The organism is Arthrobacter sp. SlRoot2-15, from assembly GCF_059739345.1.
This window is the reverse complement of record NZ_AP046058.1, coordinates 337503-350584: the sequence shown is the minus strand read 5'-3', so window position 1 is coordinate 350584 and position 13082 is coordinate 337503. Positions and strand designations below refer to the sequence as shown.

9 protein-coding genes are annotated in these 13082 nt (G+C 70.4%); 7 read left to right on the top strand and 2 right to left on the bottom strand.

What is annotated here, in order from left to right; all coding sequences use genetic code 11:
• Nucleotides 1–152: 152 nt before the first annotated feature.
• From AC6I9V_RS01650 to AC6I9V_RS01635, 4 genes are read left to right on the top strand one after another with little or no spacing between them, the layout of a single operon-like run.
• On the top strand, nt 153–1751 hold the full coding sequence (locus AC6I9V_RS01650) for a cytochrome ubiquinol oxidase subunit I (protein WP_349411876.1): 1599 nt from the start codon (nt 153–155) through the stop codon (nt 1749–1751).
• A 33-nt stretch (nt 1752–1784) separates the two neighbouring features.
• On the top strand, nt 1785–2834 hold the full coding sequence (cydB, locus tag AC6I9V_RS01645; RefSeq protein ID WP_497898105.1) for a cytochrome d ubiquinol oxidase subunit II: 1050 nt from the start codon (nt 1785–1787) through the stop codon (nt 2832–2834).
• Between the two features lie 7 nt (nt 2835–2841).
• Complete coding sequence (cydD, locus tag AC6I9V_RS01640; RefSeq protein ID WP_497898104.1) at nt 2842–6279, top strand: thiol reductant ABC exporter subunit CydD; 3438 nt, start codon at nt 2842–2844, stop codon at nt 6277–6279.
• A gap of 21 nt (nt 6280–6300) precedes the next feature.
• Nucleotides 6301–7290 (top strand): GNAT family N-acetyltransferase, encoded by a 990-nt coding sequence (locus tag AC6I9V_RS01635; protein WP_497898103.1) that lies wholly within the window; start codon nt 6301–6303, stop codon nt 7288–7290.
• A 57-nt stretch (nt 7291–7347) separates the two neighbouring features.
• Here AC6I9V_RS01635 and AC6I9V_RS01630 read toward each other — a convergent pair whose 3' ends face one another.
• Nucleotides 7348–7866: a DinB family protein gene (locus AC6I9V_RS01630; protein ID WP_349411872.1), complete on the bottom strand. Its 519-nt coding sequence runs from the start codon at nt 7864–7866 to the stop codon at nt 7348–7350.
• Between the two features lie 64 nt (nt 7867–7930).
• Between AC6I9V_RS01630 and AC6I9V_RS01625 the strand changes: the two genes are divergently transcribed.
• The 3 genes from AC6I9V_RS01625 to AC6I9V_RS01615 all read left to right on the top strand — a co-directional run bounded on the left by AC6I9V_RS01625 (nt 7931) and on the right by AC6I9V_RS01615 (nt 10160).
• Entirely contained in the window at nt 7931–8314 is a 384-nt protein-coding gene (locus tag AC6I9V_RS01625; RefSeq protein ID WP_349411871.1) for a VOC family protein, read from the top strand.
• A 99-nt stretch (nt 8315–8413) separates the two neighbouring features.
• On the top strand, nt 8414–9370 hold the full coding sequence (locus tag AC6I9V_RS01620) for an ABC transporter ATP-binding protein (protein ID WP_497898102.1): 957 nt from the start codon (nt 8414–8416) through the stop codon (nt 9368–9370).
• 1 nt (nt 9371) lies between these two features.
• Nucleotides 9372–10160 carry an ABC transporter permease subunit gene (locus AC6I9V_RS01615; protein ID WP_497898101.1) on the top strand — a complete coding sequence of 263 codons (789 nt, stop codon included), beginning with the start codon at nt 9372–9374 and terminating at the stop codon, nt 10158–10160.
• A gap of 374 nt (nt 10161–10534) precedes the next feature.
• On the opposite strand, the gene AC6I9V_RS01610 is transcribed toward AC6I9V_RS01615, so the two are convergent.
• Nucleotides 10535–13051, bottom strand: coding sequence for a DNA gyrase/topoisomerase IV subunit A (locus tag AC6I9V_RS01610; protein ID WP_497898100.1), 2517 nt, complete (start codon nt 13049–13051; stop codon nt 10535–10537).
• Between the last annotated feature and the right edge of the window lie 31 nt (nt 13052–13082).

Sequence of the window (13082 nt, the reverse complement as noted above, 5' to 3'; positions counted from 1 at the left end):
GCACGTCCACGGACCTTGCTGCCGCTCCATTGCGGGCCGGGGTGCGCCGTGCCACGCTGGGGTGCGGGAAGGTGTGGATTTGTTCTACACTCTGTAGAAGTTAGTTCTACGCAATGTAGAAAACTCTCGGGAACCTAGCCAAAGGGACTGCCTTGGACGCCTTGGAAATCGCACGCTGGCAATTCGGCATCACCACCGTCTACCACTTCATGATGGTGCCGCTCACGATCGGCCTGGGCCTGGTGGTGGCCGTGATCCAGACCCTCTGGTACCGCACCGGCAAACCGCAGTACCTCCGGATGACCAAGTTCTGGGGCAAGCTCTTCCTGATCAACTTCATCATGGGTGTGGCCACCGGCATCGTGCAGGAGTTCCAGTTCGGCATGGCCTGGAGCGAGTACAGCCGGTTTGTCGGGGACGTCTTCGGCGCGCCGCTCGCCATGGAGGCGCTGCTGGCCTTCTTCGTCGAATCCACCTTCCTGGGCCTCTGGATCTTCGGCTGGAAGCAGCTCAAGCGCGGCGTGCACCTGGCGTGCCTCTGGATCGCCGTCATCGGCTCGGTTTTCTCCGCCTACTTCATCATTGTGGCCAACAGCTGGATGCAGCACCCCGTGGGCGTGGAGATGATCAACGGCCGGCCCGTGATGACCGACGCCTGGGCCGTCTTCACCAACAACACCGCCCTCGTCGCCGTGCCGCACACGCTGTTCGGCGCCCTCGCCGTCGCCGGGGCCTTCCTGCTGGGCATCGCCTGGTACCACCTGTGGCGCCGCCGCCACGACGGCATCGACACGGTCGGGGCTGACGGCACGGTCATCCCCGGCGAATCGGACATCCCGGGCCGGGACCGCGCGGACCACGCCGTCTGGATCCGCTCGCTGCGGATCGGCGCCGTCGTCGCGATGATCTCCTTCGCCGGCACCGCCATCACCGGCGATCTGCAGGGCAAGCTCATGTTCGAACAGCAGCCGATGAAGATGGCCGCCGCCGAGGCCGCCTGCCACGACGGCACCGGCTTCTCCATCCTGAGCGTCGGCAACGTCGGCTCCAAGAACTGCGACGACGTCGTGGCCGTGATCGAGGTGCCCGGCATCCTGTCCTTCCTGGCCAAGGGCGACTTCACCACCGAGGTCAAGGGCGTGAACAGCCTGCTGGAGAGGTACAAGGCCGACTACGGAACCCACCTGCCGGACAACCCGATCTACGGTGACCGGGCCGGCCAGGAAATCCAATACGTCCCGGTCATGGAAGTCACCTACTGGGGCTTCCGGATGATGATCGGCTTCGGCGGAGTGGCAGCGCTCGCCGCCCTCGTGGCGCTCTGGATCACCCGCAAGGGGACCGTGCCGGCCTCCCGGGGCCTGATGCGGCTCGCCGTCTTCGGCATCCTGGCCCCGTTCGGCGCGAACGCCGCCGGCTGGATCTTCACCGAAATGGGCCGCCAGCCCTTCGTTGTCGCCCCGAACCCTGACCCCAGCGGCATCGACCAGGTGTTTATGTTCACCGCCGCGGCGGTCTCACCGGGGGTCTCCGCGGGCGAACTCCTGACCTCCCTGCTGGTGCTGACCGCCGTCTACGGCGTGCTGCTGGTGGTTGAGGTGAAGCTGCTGGTGAAGTACATCCGCGGCGGCGTTGTCTCCGCAATGCCCGAGCTGGCCCACGCCCCGGCGGACGAGAACAAAGACCGGACCCCGCCCGGCGGTACCCCCGGCAAGCCCGAAGCCGGCGACGTCCTGGCCTTCGCCTACTAACGGCCCAAGAACAAGAAGCAGAGGATTTTCAGTATGGAACTGCTACCCACCATCTGGTCCATTGCCATCGCGGTGCTGTGGACGGGCTACCTCTTTCTGGAGGGCTTCGACCTGGGCGTCGGCATGCTCATGAAGGTCTTCGCCCGCAACGACACCGAACGCCGGGTGCTGCTCAACACCATCGGCCCGGTCTGGGACGGCAACGAAGTCTGGCTGCTCACCGCCGGCGGCGCCACCTTCGCGGCGTTCCCGCTCTGGTACGCCTCCCTGTTCTCCGCGCTCTACCTGCCGCTGCTGGTGGTCCTGGTCGCGCTGATTTTCCGCGCCGTGTCGATCGAGTACCGGGGCAAGGTGGACACGCCGCAGTGGCGGGCACGGTGGGACTGGGCGCTCGCCCTGGGTTCCCTCGTGGCCGCCTTCGGGGTGGGCGCGGCCCTGGCGCTGACCACCACGGGACTGCCGCTGAACGCCAACGGCGACCGCGAGGGCGGCCCGTTCGCGTGGTTCACGGGGTACGCCGTGCTGGGCGGCCTCGCCGTCGTCGGCTTCTCGCTGCTGCATGCGCTCGCCTTCCTGGCGTTGAAGACCGACGGCGACGTCCGGCACCGTGCGCGGCAGTGGTTCGTGCGGCTGCTGCCGGTGCTGCTGCTGCCGATCGCCGGCTGGGCGATCGTGCTGCAGTTCCAAAGCGGCGAGGTGTGGACCGTCGCCGCCGTGATCGCCGCCGTCGTGGCCGCCGCCCTGGCCTGGAACTTCGCTCGTGGCGGTGCCGAGGGCCGGGCGTTCCTCTCGCTGGGAGCCTTCCTGCTGCTCGGCAGCGCCTCGATCTTTGGCGCCGCCTTCCCCGTGGTGTTGCCCTCAACCCTGAACCCGGACTTCAGCCTGACGGTCGCCAACGCCTCGTCCTCGGACTACACCCTGGGCCTGATGACCATCGTCGCCTGCATCGGGCTGCCGCTGGTCCTGGCCTACCAGGCCTGGACCTACTGGGTGTTCCGCCGCCGGGTCAGCGCCGCCCACATTCCCGAGGCGCACAGCTTCCTGCCCGCCATTGCCGCCAAGGCCCTGGCGCCGAAGGACTAGCCGCCCGATGAAACCGCAGTTCCCCACCGGCCCCGCCACCCGCTCCGCGCTGTACCTGCTGGGGCTGCTCGCGGCCCTCAAAGCCCTGTCCCTGGTGCTGATGGGGCAGGCGGTCGCGGCCATGCTGGTGGGCCTGATCGCGCACAGCCCCGCCTGGGCCGACCAACTGGGCTGGGGCCTGGCCGGGGTGGTGCTGCGCTCGCTGACGGTGTGGGCGCAGGCCGTGGCCGCCCGCCGGGCCGCCCTGGGGGTCAAGGAGGAGCTTCGCTCGCGGCTGCTGGAGCGGGCCCTGCATAGCGGAATCCGCACCGCCGGCCCGGCCGACGGCGGCCTAGCGGTGCTGTCCACCCGCGGACTGGACGCGCTGGACAACTACTACACCCAGTTCCTGCCCGCCCTGGTGAACTGCGCCGCCATCCCCTTGCTGCTGGGGGCCCGGATCCTGTTCGCGGACTGGATCAGTGCCGTCGTGATCGTGCTCACGGTCCCGCTCGTGCCACTGTTTATGATCCTGATCGGCCGCTACACCGAGGACCGGGTCCGTGACGCGCAGGCGGCACTGTCCCGGCTCTCCGGCCACATGCTGGAACTCGCCAAGGGCCTGCCGGTGCTCGTGGGCCTGGGCCGCGCCGCCGCCCAGCGCAAGGCCCTCGAAGACATCTCGGAGGACTACCGGTCCAGGACCATGGGGACCCTTCGCACCGCCTTTCTCTCGGCGCTGGCCCTGGAGCTCATCGCCACCATCTCCGTCGCCGTGGTGGCCGTCTTCATCGGCGTCCGGCTGGTCCACGGGGACATGGCGCTCGAGGCCGGGCTGCTGGCCCTGATCCTGGCCCCCGACTGCTATCTCCCGCTGCGCGAACTCGGGACCGCCCACCACGCCAGTGACGAAGGCCGGGCCGCGCTGGCCGACACCACCGAAGTGCTCGACGCCGCCACGGCCGTGCCGCTGGTCCCGGCCGCGGCCCCTCAGGCCGTCGAGCCGGCCGCTGCGCCGCCCGCGGTCACGGTCAGGGAGTTGACCGTCCGCTACCCCGGGCGCGCGGAGGCCGCCGTCGGGCCGTTGAGCTTTACGGCTGCACCGGGAGAAATCACTGCCCTGGACGGTCACAGCGGCGCGGGTAAGAGCACTGTTCTAGGCGTGCTCGCCGGCACCATCGGTTCCGGCGCCGGCACGGATGTCACCGGTGAGTTCACAGGATTTACGACGGCGAACCTCGCGTGGGTGCCGCAACACCCCGTGTTGGTGGAGTCCAACGTGCTGGCCGAAGTCCTGCTGTACCTGGGCGCGGCCCCGGACCGGACGCAGAGGCACGCCAGCACCGATGACACGGCCGAGGCCCGGCGCTGCCTCGCCGCCTGCGCGGCAGAACATCTTGCCGCGAAGCATCCTGCCGAGCTCAGCCCGGGGGAGCTGCGCCGGGTGGCCGTGGCCCGCGGACTGGCCCGGATCGCGGCCGGCGCCACGGTGCTGCTCCTGGACGAGCCCACCGCACACCTGGACCGGGCCTCGGCCGACGCCGTGAGCCGCAGCATCGCGGGGCTGCGGGGCAAGGCCACCGTGCTGCTGGTCGCCCACGACCGGCAGACCCGGGAACTCGCGGACCAGCTGGTAACCGTGGACGGGCGCTCCGGAGCCGCCCCGGCCTCGCCGCTTGCCCCTCAGCGTGCCGGCACTTCCGGACCGTCGGCCCCGGCCCACACCGCCTCCCGTGCCGCGGGAGCTTCTGGCAGCGCGCCCGACCCGGCGGACAGCGCCGCCGGCGCCGGGACGGCGGCGTCCCAGCTGCGCCGGCTGCTGGCGCCGGTCGCCGGGAAGTTTGCGGCCGCCGGTGCCGTCGGCGTCCTGGCCGCGCTGTTCGCCCTCGCCCTCGCCGGGCTCTCCGGCTGGCTCATCATCCGTGCCAGCGAGCAGCCGCCCATCCTGTACCTGCTGACCGCCATTGTGGGGGTGCGCTTCTTCGGCGTCGGCCGGGCCGCCCTGCGGTATGCCGAACGGCTGCTGCTGCACGACGCCGTTTTCACAGCGCTGACGCGGCTCCGAGGCCGGTTGTGGGAGTCGTTGAGCCGGCGGGCCCTCTCGCTGCGGCGGCTGCTGCAGGGCGGCAACGTCCTTGGCGCTGTGGTGGACGACGTCGACACCGTCCGGGAGCTGCTGCCGCGGGTGGTCCTGCCGCCGCTGACGGCCGTTGCCGTCGGTGCGGCCGCCGTCGCGGGGATCGGGCTGTTGCTGCCGGTAGCCCTGCCGGCCGTGATTGCCGGCGCCGCCGTCAGCCTTGTGGCCGCTCCGGCGCTGGCGCTGCTCGCGGACCGGATGTCCGCCCGCACCGAACAGCAACTGCGCTCCGGCGTGCTGCGCCGGGTCGCCGCGGCCCTGGATGCGCGCGCCGAACTGCACGCCAACGGCGTCGGCGCCCCGGTCCTGACCGCCATCCACCGGGCCGACCGGGCCGCGACGGCCGCGTCGCAGCGGTCCGCCCTCGCCGAAGGGCTCGGGCAGGGACTCACCGTCCTGGCCTGCGGGGCCGCCGCGCTGGCCAGCGCGGTTCTCGCCGCGCCCCTGGTCTTTCGCGGCGCCGCGGAGCCGGCAACCGTGGCTGTGGTGGTGCTGCTGCAGCTGGCCCTCGTGGAACCGTATGCGGCCATCACGACGGCGGTCCGGCAGTACCCGGCGCTGCGGTCCGTGCTGCGGCGCATCAGCGCCTCCGGGGTCCTCGCAACGGAGGAGCCGGAATCGCCGGGAATCGTGCCGCTGGCCGCGCGTCCCGGCGGGCGTCCCGGCGTCGAACTCCGGCACCTGGCGGCCGCGTGGCCGGGCGGCGCGGAAGTCTTCACCGGCCTGTCCGCCAGTGCCGAACCGGGGCGCTGGCTCGCGGTGACCGGAGCATCCGGTTCAGGCAAGTCCACCCTGCTGGCCACCATGCTCGGCTTCCTGCCGGCCGCGGGGGGAGAGCTCCTCCTGACCGGCCGCGCCGCGTGGTGCCCGCAGGAGGCACACCTCTTCGACTCGACCATCCGCGGAAACCTGATGCTGGGACTTCCGGAAGGGGACCGCTTGGCGGGGCCGGGCGGGGCTGCGGAGCTTGAGCGGCGACTGGCCGAGGCGCTGATCGCCGTCGGCCTGGAGCCGCTGCTGAAGCGGCTCGACGGCGGGCTGGACACCCCCATCGGGCCGGGCGGGGCGTTCCTCAGCGGCGGGGAGCGCCAGCGACTGGCCGTGGCCCGCACGCTCCTGACCGGCGCCGACGTGATCCTGCTCGACGAACCCACGGCGCATCTGGATGCTGAGGCCGGCCGGGCGATGCTGGCCGAACTGCGCCGCGGGCTGGCCGGCCGCACCGTGGTCCTGGTGACGCACAACCCGGAGGACATCGACCCGGAGGACGGCCTGCTTGACCTCGACCATGCAGCGTCACGGGCCGAGCCGCTGCTGGCACGGGGCTAGGGGCGCAGTTAGCCTGTAGCCATGACCGGACACACCGACCCGCAGGGCCGCCTCGACCCCGGCCTGGACTGGCGGCCCGCCGGCGAAGCCGAGCTGGAGGACTGGGCAGCCCTGATTGCCCGGACAGCCGCTGTCGAGCGGCCCGTCTGGTTCGAGCGGCGCGAGGACCTGGCCCAGATCTTGGCGTCCCGGACCAAACCGGTGGCCGCGAACAGCATCGTTGGATACGACGGCGAGGGCGTCGCACGGGCCTATGCGAGGCTGACGAAAAACCCGGAGGGTGACAAGGCCGTCGGCTTCGGCTGCGTGGACCCCCAGTGGCAGGGCCGCGGGATCGGAACCGGGCTGCTGGGCTGGCTGGAGTCCCGGACCCTGCAGCGCTTCGCCCACGACGCCGGGGCCGCCGGGCCGAGGCTGCGCCTCTACATGGAAGAGCAGCACACCCACCAGGGCTCGCTCTTCGAGGACTGCGGCTACCGGATAGTCCGCTACTACAACGAGATGCACCGGCCGCTGGATGACGCCTTCCCGGAGCCGGCGCTCGACGACGGACTCGAACTCGTGGACTTTTGGCCCGGCCTGCACGAGGCCGTCCGGCTGGCCCACAACGACGCCTTCCGCGACCACTGGGGCAGCGAGCCCCGCGACGAGGAGGCCTGGGGGTTCGTGGTGAACGATCCGCAGGCGCGGCCGGACCTCAGCGCCGTCGTCGTGGAGAAGGCCAGCGGCCGGGTGGCCGGCTACCAGATCGCCAGCCACGACGCCGACAGTGCCGCGGCCCGGGGCTTCAAGGAGGGCTACACCGACCTGCTGGGGGTGCGCCGGGAGTTCCGGGGCCGGGGGATTGCCCAGGCGCTGCTGGCCGACGCCATGCGCCGCTTCGCCGCGGCGGGAATGGACAAGGCCTCGCTCGACGTCGACTCCGAGAACCCCACCGGGGCACTGGCGCTCTATACCAAGATGGGGTACGTCGCGGTCAACCGCAGCATGGCCTGGGACAAGGAACTCTAGGCAGTCCCGCGCCTATCCGTCGAGGCGCTACCCATCCACGCGCTACCCATCCACGCGCTATCCGTCCACATCGTGGAGGTGGTGCACGACGTCGTGCAGGAAGTACTGCGAGAACGTCAGCACCGTGAATTCCGAGCCGTTGCTGCGGGTGCCTTTGCGGTCCCAGTCCCGCTCCGGGACGCGGCCAAAGGACGCGGCGATCTGCTCGCCCTCGGCGGTCAGCGCCGCGCTCACCTCGGCGGGATCGGCGCCGGCGTAGTCCTGCTCGACCGCGGTCCGGTCCTGGTCCCAGTCCTCGAAGCGGGCGTCGTCCTCGGTGAGCATAAGGTCCAGGCGGTGGTCGAAGAGCGTGAACACGTCCCGGACATGGCAGGCATACTCCAGCGGCGACCAGGTGTCCTCGTCCGGGCGGACCGCGGCGTCCGGCCGCCGCAGCACGGCGCGCCAGCGCGGCAGCATGTTGGCAAGCTTTCCCGGAGTCGTGGCCGGGGTGCAGGCGGAGGCGTCGAAACCGCACTCGGGGCACGGCCGGGTGAGCACCCAGGTCCAGTCTTTTTGATCGGGCACGATAGGCATGTCTGCAGTCTAGGGGAAGGAGTAGGATGCGAACCGGGGGAAGGGCCTGGAAAGGGATATAGCCATGCTCAAAGACCAGCCGGTCGGCGCCGTTTTGCCGGCCGCGGACCTCGCCCGCGCACGCGGTTTCTACCGCGACAAGCTCGGACTCGAACCCGATAACCCGGATGCCGAGGACAACCTGCAATACACCTGCGGCGCCGGCAGCAGATTCCTGATCTACCAGACGTCCAACGCCGGAAGCGCCAAGAACACCCAGATGGGCTGGATGGTCACCGACCTGCCGGCCACCGTCGCCGAGCTCCGCGCGGCAGGGGTTGTCTTCGAGGAGTACGACTTCCCGGGCCTGAAGACCGAGGACGGCATCGCCACCCTGCCGGACGGTAGCTCCGCAGCGTGGTTCCTCGACACCGAAGGCAACATCCTGAACATCAACTCGGGGATGTAGCTTCTCCGCGCTTGGTCGCGGGCGGCAGTGCGCTGCCCGGGACCTGGCGCGGGCCCAAAGCCTCTGGAGCGGCCCGCCGCGGCGGAGCAGACTCTGCACATGTGCGCGGAAGCCCTGGTCCGGCTCGACGGCCTCAGCAAGCGGTTCGGTCATAGCACCGCGCTCGACGGCGTCAGCCTCACCATTGAAGCCGGCGAAGTTTTCGGCTACCTGGGCCCGAACGGCGCCGGCAAGACCACCACCATCCGGCTGATCATGGGCATGCTGCGGCCCACCGCGGGCACCGCCGAGGTCCTGGGCCTGGATTCCTGGCGGCAGCCGGTCCAGGTGCACCGCGTGGTGGGCTACGTCCCGGGGGAGCCGGCCCTCTACGAACGGCTTACCGGGCACCAGCACGTCGCGTACTGCGCCCACCTGCGGCACCGCGACGATGAGAAACACGCGGTCCGGCTTGCGGACCGGCTCGGCCTGGACCTGGACCGGCCGGCCCGCACCCTCTCCCGGGGCAACCGGCAGAAGCTCGCCGTCGTCCTCGCCGTGATGTCCCGGCCGCGGCTGCTGGTGCTGGATGAGCCCACCAGCGGAATCGACCCCCTGGTGCAGCAGGTCTTCCACACCATCCTGCTCGAACACACCGCCGACGGCGGTTCCGCACTGTTCTCCTCCCACGTCCTCGGCGAGGTGGAGCGCGTCGCGGACCGGATCGGCGTGGTGCGACGGGGCAAGCTGGTCGCTGTGGAGCGGCTGCAGGACCTGGCCGCGAGGTCCCTGCACCAGGTGCGGGCCCGCTTCGCCGAGGACGTGGCCGCGGCCGACTTCGCCGGGATTCCCGGCCTGCGCGATGTGCTGGTGGACGGCCGCTCGTTCAGTTGCAGCGCCCCGCAATCGGCCCTCGACGCCTTGCTGAAACGGGTCAGCGCGCGGCAGGTGGAGGACTTCGAATGTGCCGAGGCCCCGCTGGAAGACACCTTCCTCAGCTACTACGGCATGGACCGCAACGGCGCGAACGGTGCGAACGGCGTTAGCGCCGGGTCGGTGGGCCCCGATGCTGGCTAGCGTGCTGGCGAAGACGCTCCGGGACCAGGGCCGGAGCCTGCTGGCGTGGTCGCTGTCCCTGGTGGTGCTGGTGGCCATGTACGCCGCCGTGTGGCCGGCCGTCCGCGACCAGCCCTCGATGGGCGACTTCATCGACCAGATGCCCGAGGCGTTCCGCTCCATGTTCGCCACCTCGGGCGCGGACATGTCGACCCCGACCGGGTACATCCAGGTTGAACTGCTCTCCTTTATGGGGCCGATCGCCGTGCTGGTCTACGCCATCGGCGCGGGCGCGCGGTCCATCGGCGGGGAGGAAGACCGTCACACCATGGACCTGCTGCTGTCCAACCCGGTGGGCCGCGGCCGGGTGGTGTTGGACAAGTTCCTGGCGATGGTCCTCGGCACGGTCCTGCTGGCGGCCGTCATGGGTGCCTCGCTGGTCCTGGAGGGCAAGTTCGTGGATCTGGAACTGCCGGCGGACAAGGTCGCCGCCACCATGGTGCACCTGGCCCTGCTCGGCGTCGTGTTCGGGGCGCTGGCGCTGGCGCTCTCCGCCGGCACCGGCAAGACCGGCCTGAGCCGCGGGGTCCCTGCGGCGCTGGCGGTGTTCGCCTACATCGTCAATGCCCTGGCGCCCTTGGTGGACGCCTTCGACCGGATCCAGAAGGTCTCGCCGTTCTTCCAGTACATCGCGCATGACCCGCTGCGGACGGGCGTCGCCTGGGACGGGGTGGCGGTGTCCGTGTGCACCGTCGCGGTGCTGGTGGCGCTCGCCGTCGTCGGCTTCCGACGCCGGGACGTCGCCGCCTGAGCCCGGGACCAAAGATGGACTACCGGGGACATGGCAACGCCGCTTTGCCTGCCGGAGTGCCTCACGTGTGAGTGCCCCGTTGGTCATTGGCCACAGATGGCCGCTATAGCGAAGCCCTGAGCGGCCGTGTGTGGCAAATGGATGAACGGAGCGGGCAAGGAGCCCATTCTCGGGTAGCGAGGCCGGGTGCCGGTCGCGACGGTTCTCGTGCCGGACAGGGCGTCCCGAGCAAGGACTCGTCCACAGGGCAGCCCGTCCATTTGCCATAAATGGCCGCTAAGTCGGGCAAGTTAGCGGCCAGCTGTGGCGAATGGGCGGACCTGGTCGTTTGCTGGAGCCCCGCGCGGTACCGGATGCCCGGAATAGCCCGGGCGCTAGGCCTCCGCCGGGACGTCCGAGGCCCACGCCATGCTGGGGCCGATCGCGTCGATGGCCTGGGAGAGCGGGATGCCGGAGCCGTCGCGGCGGCCGTGCTCGCCCGGCAGGGAGCGGGCAACCCCGGCCAGAGAGGACGCCTTCGCCGGGCCGTGGCCGGCCCAGGCGAGCAGCAGGGTGTCTTCGCCCTTGAGGAAGCGGTGCGCGCGGACGCCGGCGGTGCCGCGGCCCTTGGCGGGGTACTCGGCCAGCGCGGTGACCTTCGCGGCGCCCGGCGCGGTGCCCGGCAGGGCGCCCTCGGTGCCTGCGATGGTGACCACGACGGCGGCGTCGTCGGTGGCGCCGGCGGTGCCGAAGTGCAGCACCCGGTCCCCGGCAGCGAGCTTGATCCCGGCCATGCCCCCGGCGGTGCGGCCCTGCGGCCTGACCGCGGAGGCGCTGAAGTGCAGCAGCTGGGCCTGGCGGGTCACGAAGACCAGCTCGACGTCGTCGCCGGCGGCCGGCTCGACGCCCACCACGGTGTCCTTGTCCTTGAGGGCGATCACTTCCCAGTCCTCGCGGTTCAGCGGGTAGTCCGGCTGGACGCGTTTGATCACACCTTGTGCGGTGCCGATGGCCAGGACCTGATCCAGCGGGGCGAACGCGACGAGCGATTCGCCCTTGAGCAGCGTGATGAAGTCCTTGGCCGGAACGCCGCCGGCCATGTTGGGGGTGCCGGAGGTGGGCGGCAGCACGGGCATGTCCATTACCTGGAGCCGCAGCATCCGGCCCTGGGAGGTGACCGCGGCGATCTCGCCGCGCGCCGAGGTCTTGACCACAGAACGGAACACGTCGTGCTTTGTCCGCGGACCGGACTCGGCCAGGCTGTCCTGGTTGGCCGTGCGGGCGATCTGGCCGGACGCGGTCAGGATGGCCCAGCAGGGGTCGTCCGCGATCTCCAGGGCCAGCGGGGCGGCCTTGCCCTTGGCGCCGGGCGCGGCGAGGGCGGCGGCAACCGTGGGGGAGACGGCCTCAGACTCGAGCAGCACGGTCCGGCGCGGGGTGCCGTACTTGTCCGCGAGTTCCCCGAGCTCATCGGAGACCAGGGCACGCAGCAGCTCGGGGGAGTCCAGGATGGCCTGCAGCTCGGCGATCTCGCGGCGCAGCTCCTCCTGCTCCTTCTCGAGTTCGATCCGGGAGTACTTGGTCAGCTGCCGGAGCCGCAGTTCCAGGATGTAATTGGCCTGGATTTCGGTGAGGTCGTAGATGGACATCAGCCGGGTGCGGGCCTCGGCCGATTCGTCCGAGGACCGGATGATCTGGATGACCTCGTCGATGTCCACGATCGCGATGAGCATGCCCTCGACCAGGTGCAGGCGGTCCTTCTTTTTGCCCAGCCGGAAGGAGGTGCGGCGCCGCACCACGTTGATCCGGTGGTTCACGTAGACGGAGAGCAGTTCGAGCAGGCCGAGGGTCTGCGGCTGCCCGTCGACGAGCGTGACGTTGTTGATGCCGAAGGAGTCCTCCATCGGCGTGAACCGGTAGAGCTGCTGCAGCACCGCGTTCGGGTTGAAGCCGTTCTTGAGCTCGATCACAAGCCGCAGGCCGTGCTTGCGGTCGGTCAGGTCCACGATGTCGCTGATGCCGGTCAGCTTCTTGCCGTTGACGGCGTCCTTGATCTTCTCGATCACCTTCTCAGGGCCCACCATGTAGGGCAGTTCCGTGACCACCAGGCCGGTTCGGCGTGCCGAGAGCTGTTCGACGTCGACCTTGGCGCGGGTCTTGAAGGAGCCGCGGCCGGTGGCGTAGGCGTCCCGGATGCCGTCGAGGCCCACGATCCGGCCGCCGGTGGGCAGGTCCGGGCCCGGGACGAACTTCATGATGTCCTCGAGCGTGGCGTCCGGGTGCGCGATCAGGTGCCGGGCCGCCGCCACCACTTCGGCAAGGTTGTGCGGGGCCATGTTGGTGGCCATGCCGACGGCGATGCCGGTGGCTCCGTTGACCAGAAGGTTCGGGAACGCTGCCGGCAGCACGTCCGGCTGGGTGAGCTGGTTGTCGTAGTTGGGGACGAAGTCCACCACGTCTTCGTCGAGGTGGTCCGTCAGGGTCAGCGCGGCCGCCGCCAGCCGCGCCTCGGTGTACCGCGGGGCGGCAGGGCCGTCGTCGAGCGAGCCGAAGTTGCCGTGGCCGTCGATCAGCGGCAGCCGCAGGGAGAAGTCCTGCGCCATTCGGACCATCGCGTCGTAGATCGCGGTGTCGCCGTGCGGGTGCAGCTTGCCCATCACCTCGCCCACCACGCGGGCGCTCTTGACGTGGCCGCGGTCCGGGCGCAGGCCCATCTCGCTCATCATGTACAGGATGCGCCGCTGCACGGGCTTGAGGCCGTCCCTGGCATCGGGCAGCGCCCGGGAGTAGATGACCGAGTAGGCGTACTCCAGGAACGAGCCTTCCATTTCGGAAGTGACGTCGATATCGACGATGTTCTCGACGAAGTCCGGGGCTTCCCCTGCCGGGGGTGTGGTTTGGCGGCGTGCCATGAGGCGGGTGGGTCCTTCTACGGGGTGCTGA

Coding starts and splice junctions, on each gene's coding strand:
- AC6I9V_RS01610 (WP_497898100.1), bottom strand. CDS start 13,051: ATGGCACGCCGCCAAACCACACCCCCGGCAGGGGAAGCCCCGGACTTC.
- AC6I9V_RS01620 (WP_497898102.1), top strand. CDS start 8,414: ATGTGCGCGGAAGCCCTGGTCCGGCTCGACGGCCTCAGCAAGCGGTTC.
- cydD (WP_497898104.1), top strand. CDS start 2,842: ATGAAACCGCAGTTCCCCACCGGCCCCGCCACCCGCTCCGCGCTGTAC.
- AC6I9V_RS01630 (WP_349411872.1), bottom strand. CDS start 7,866: ATGCCTATCGTGCCCGATCAAAAAGACTGGACCTGGGTGCTCACCCGG.
- AC6I9V_RS01635 (WP_497898103.1), top strand. CDS start 6,301: ATGACCGGACACACCGACCCGCAGGGCCGCCTCGACCCCGGCCTGGAC.
- AC6I9V_RS01625 (WP_349411871.1), top strand. CDS start 7,931: ATGCTCAAAGACCAGCCGGTCGGCGCCGTTTTGCCGGCCGCGGACCTC.
- cydB (WP_497898105.1), top strand. CDS start 1,785: ATGGAACTGCTACCCACCATCTGGTCCATTGCCATCGCGGTGCTGTGG.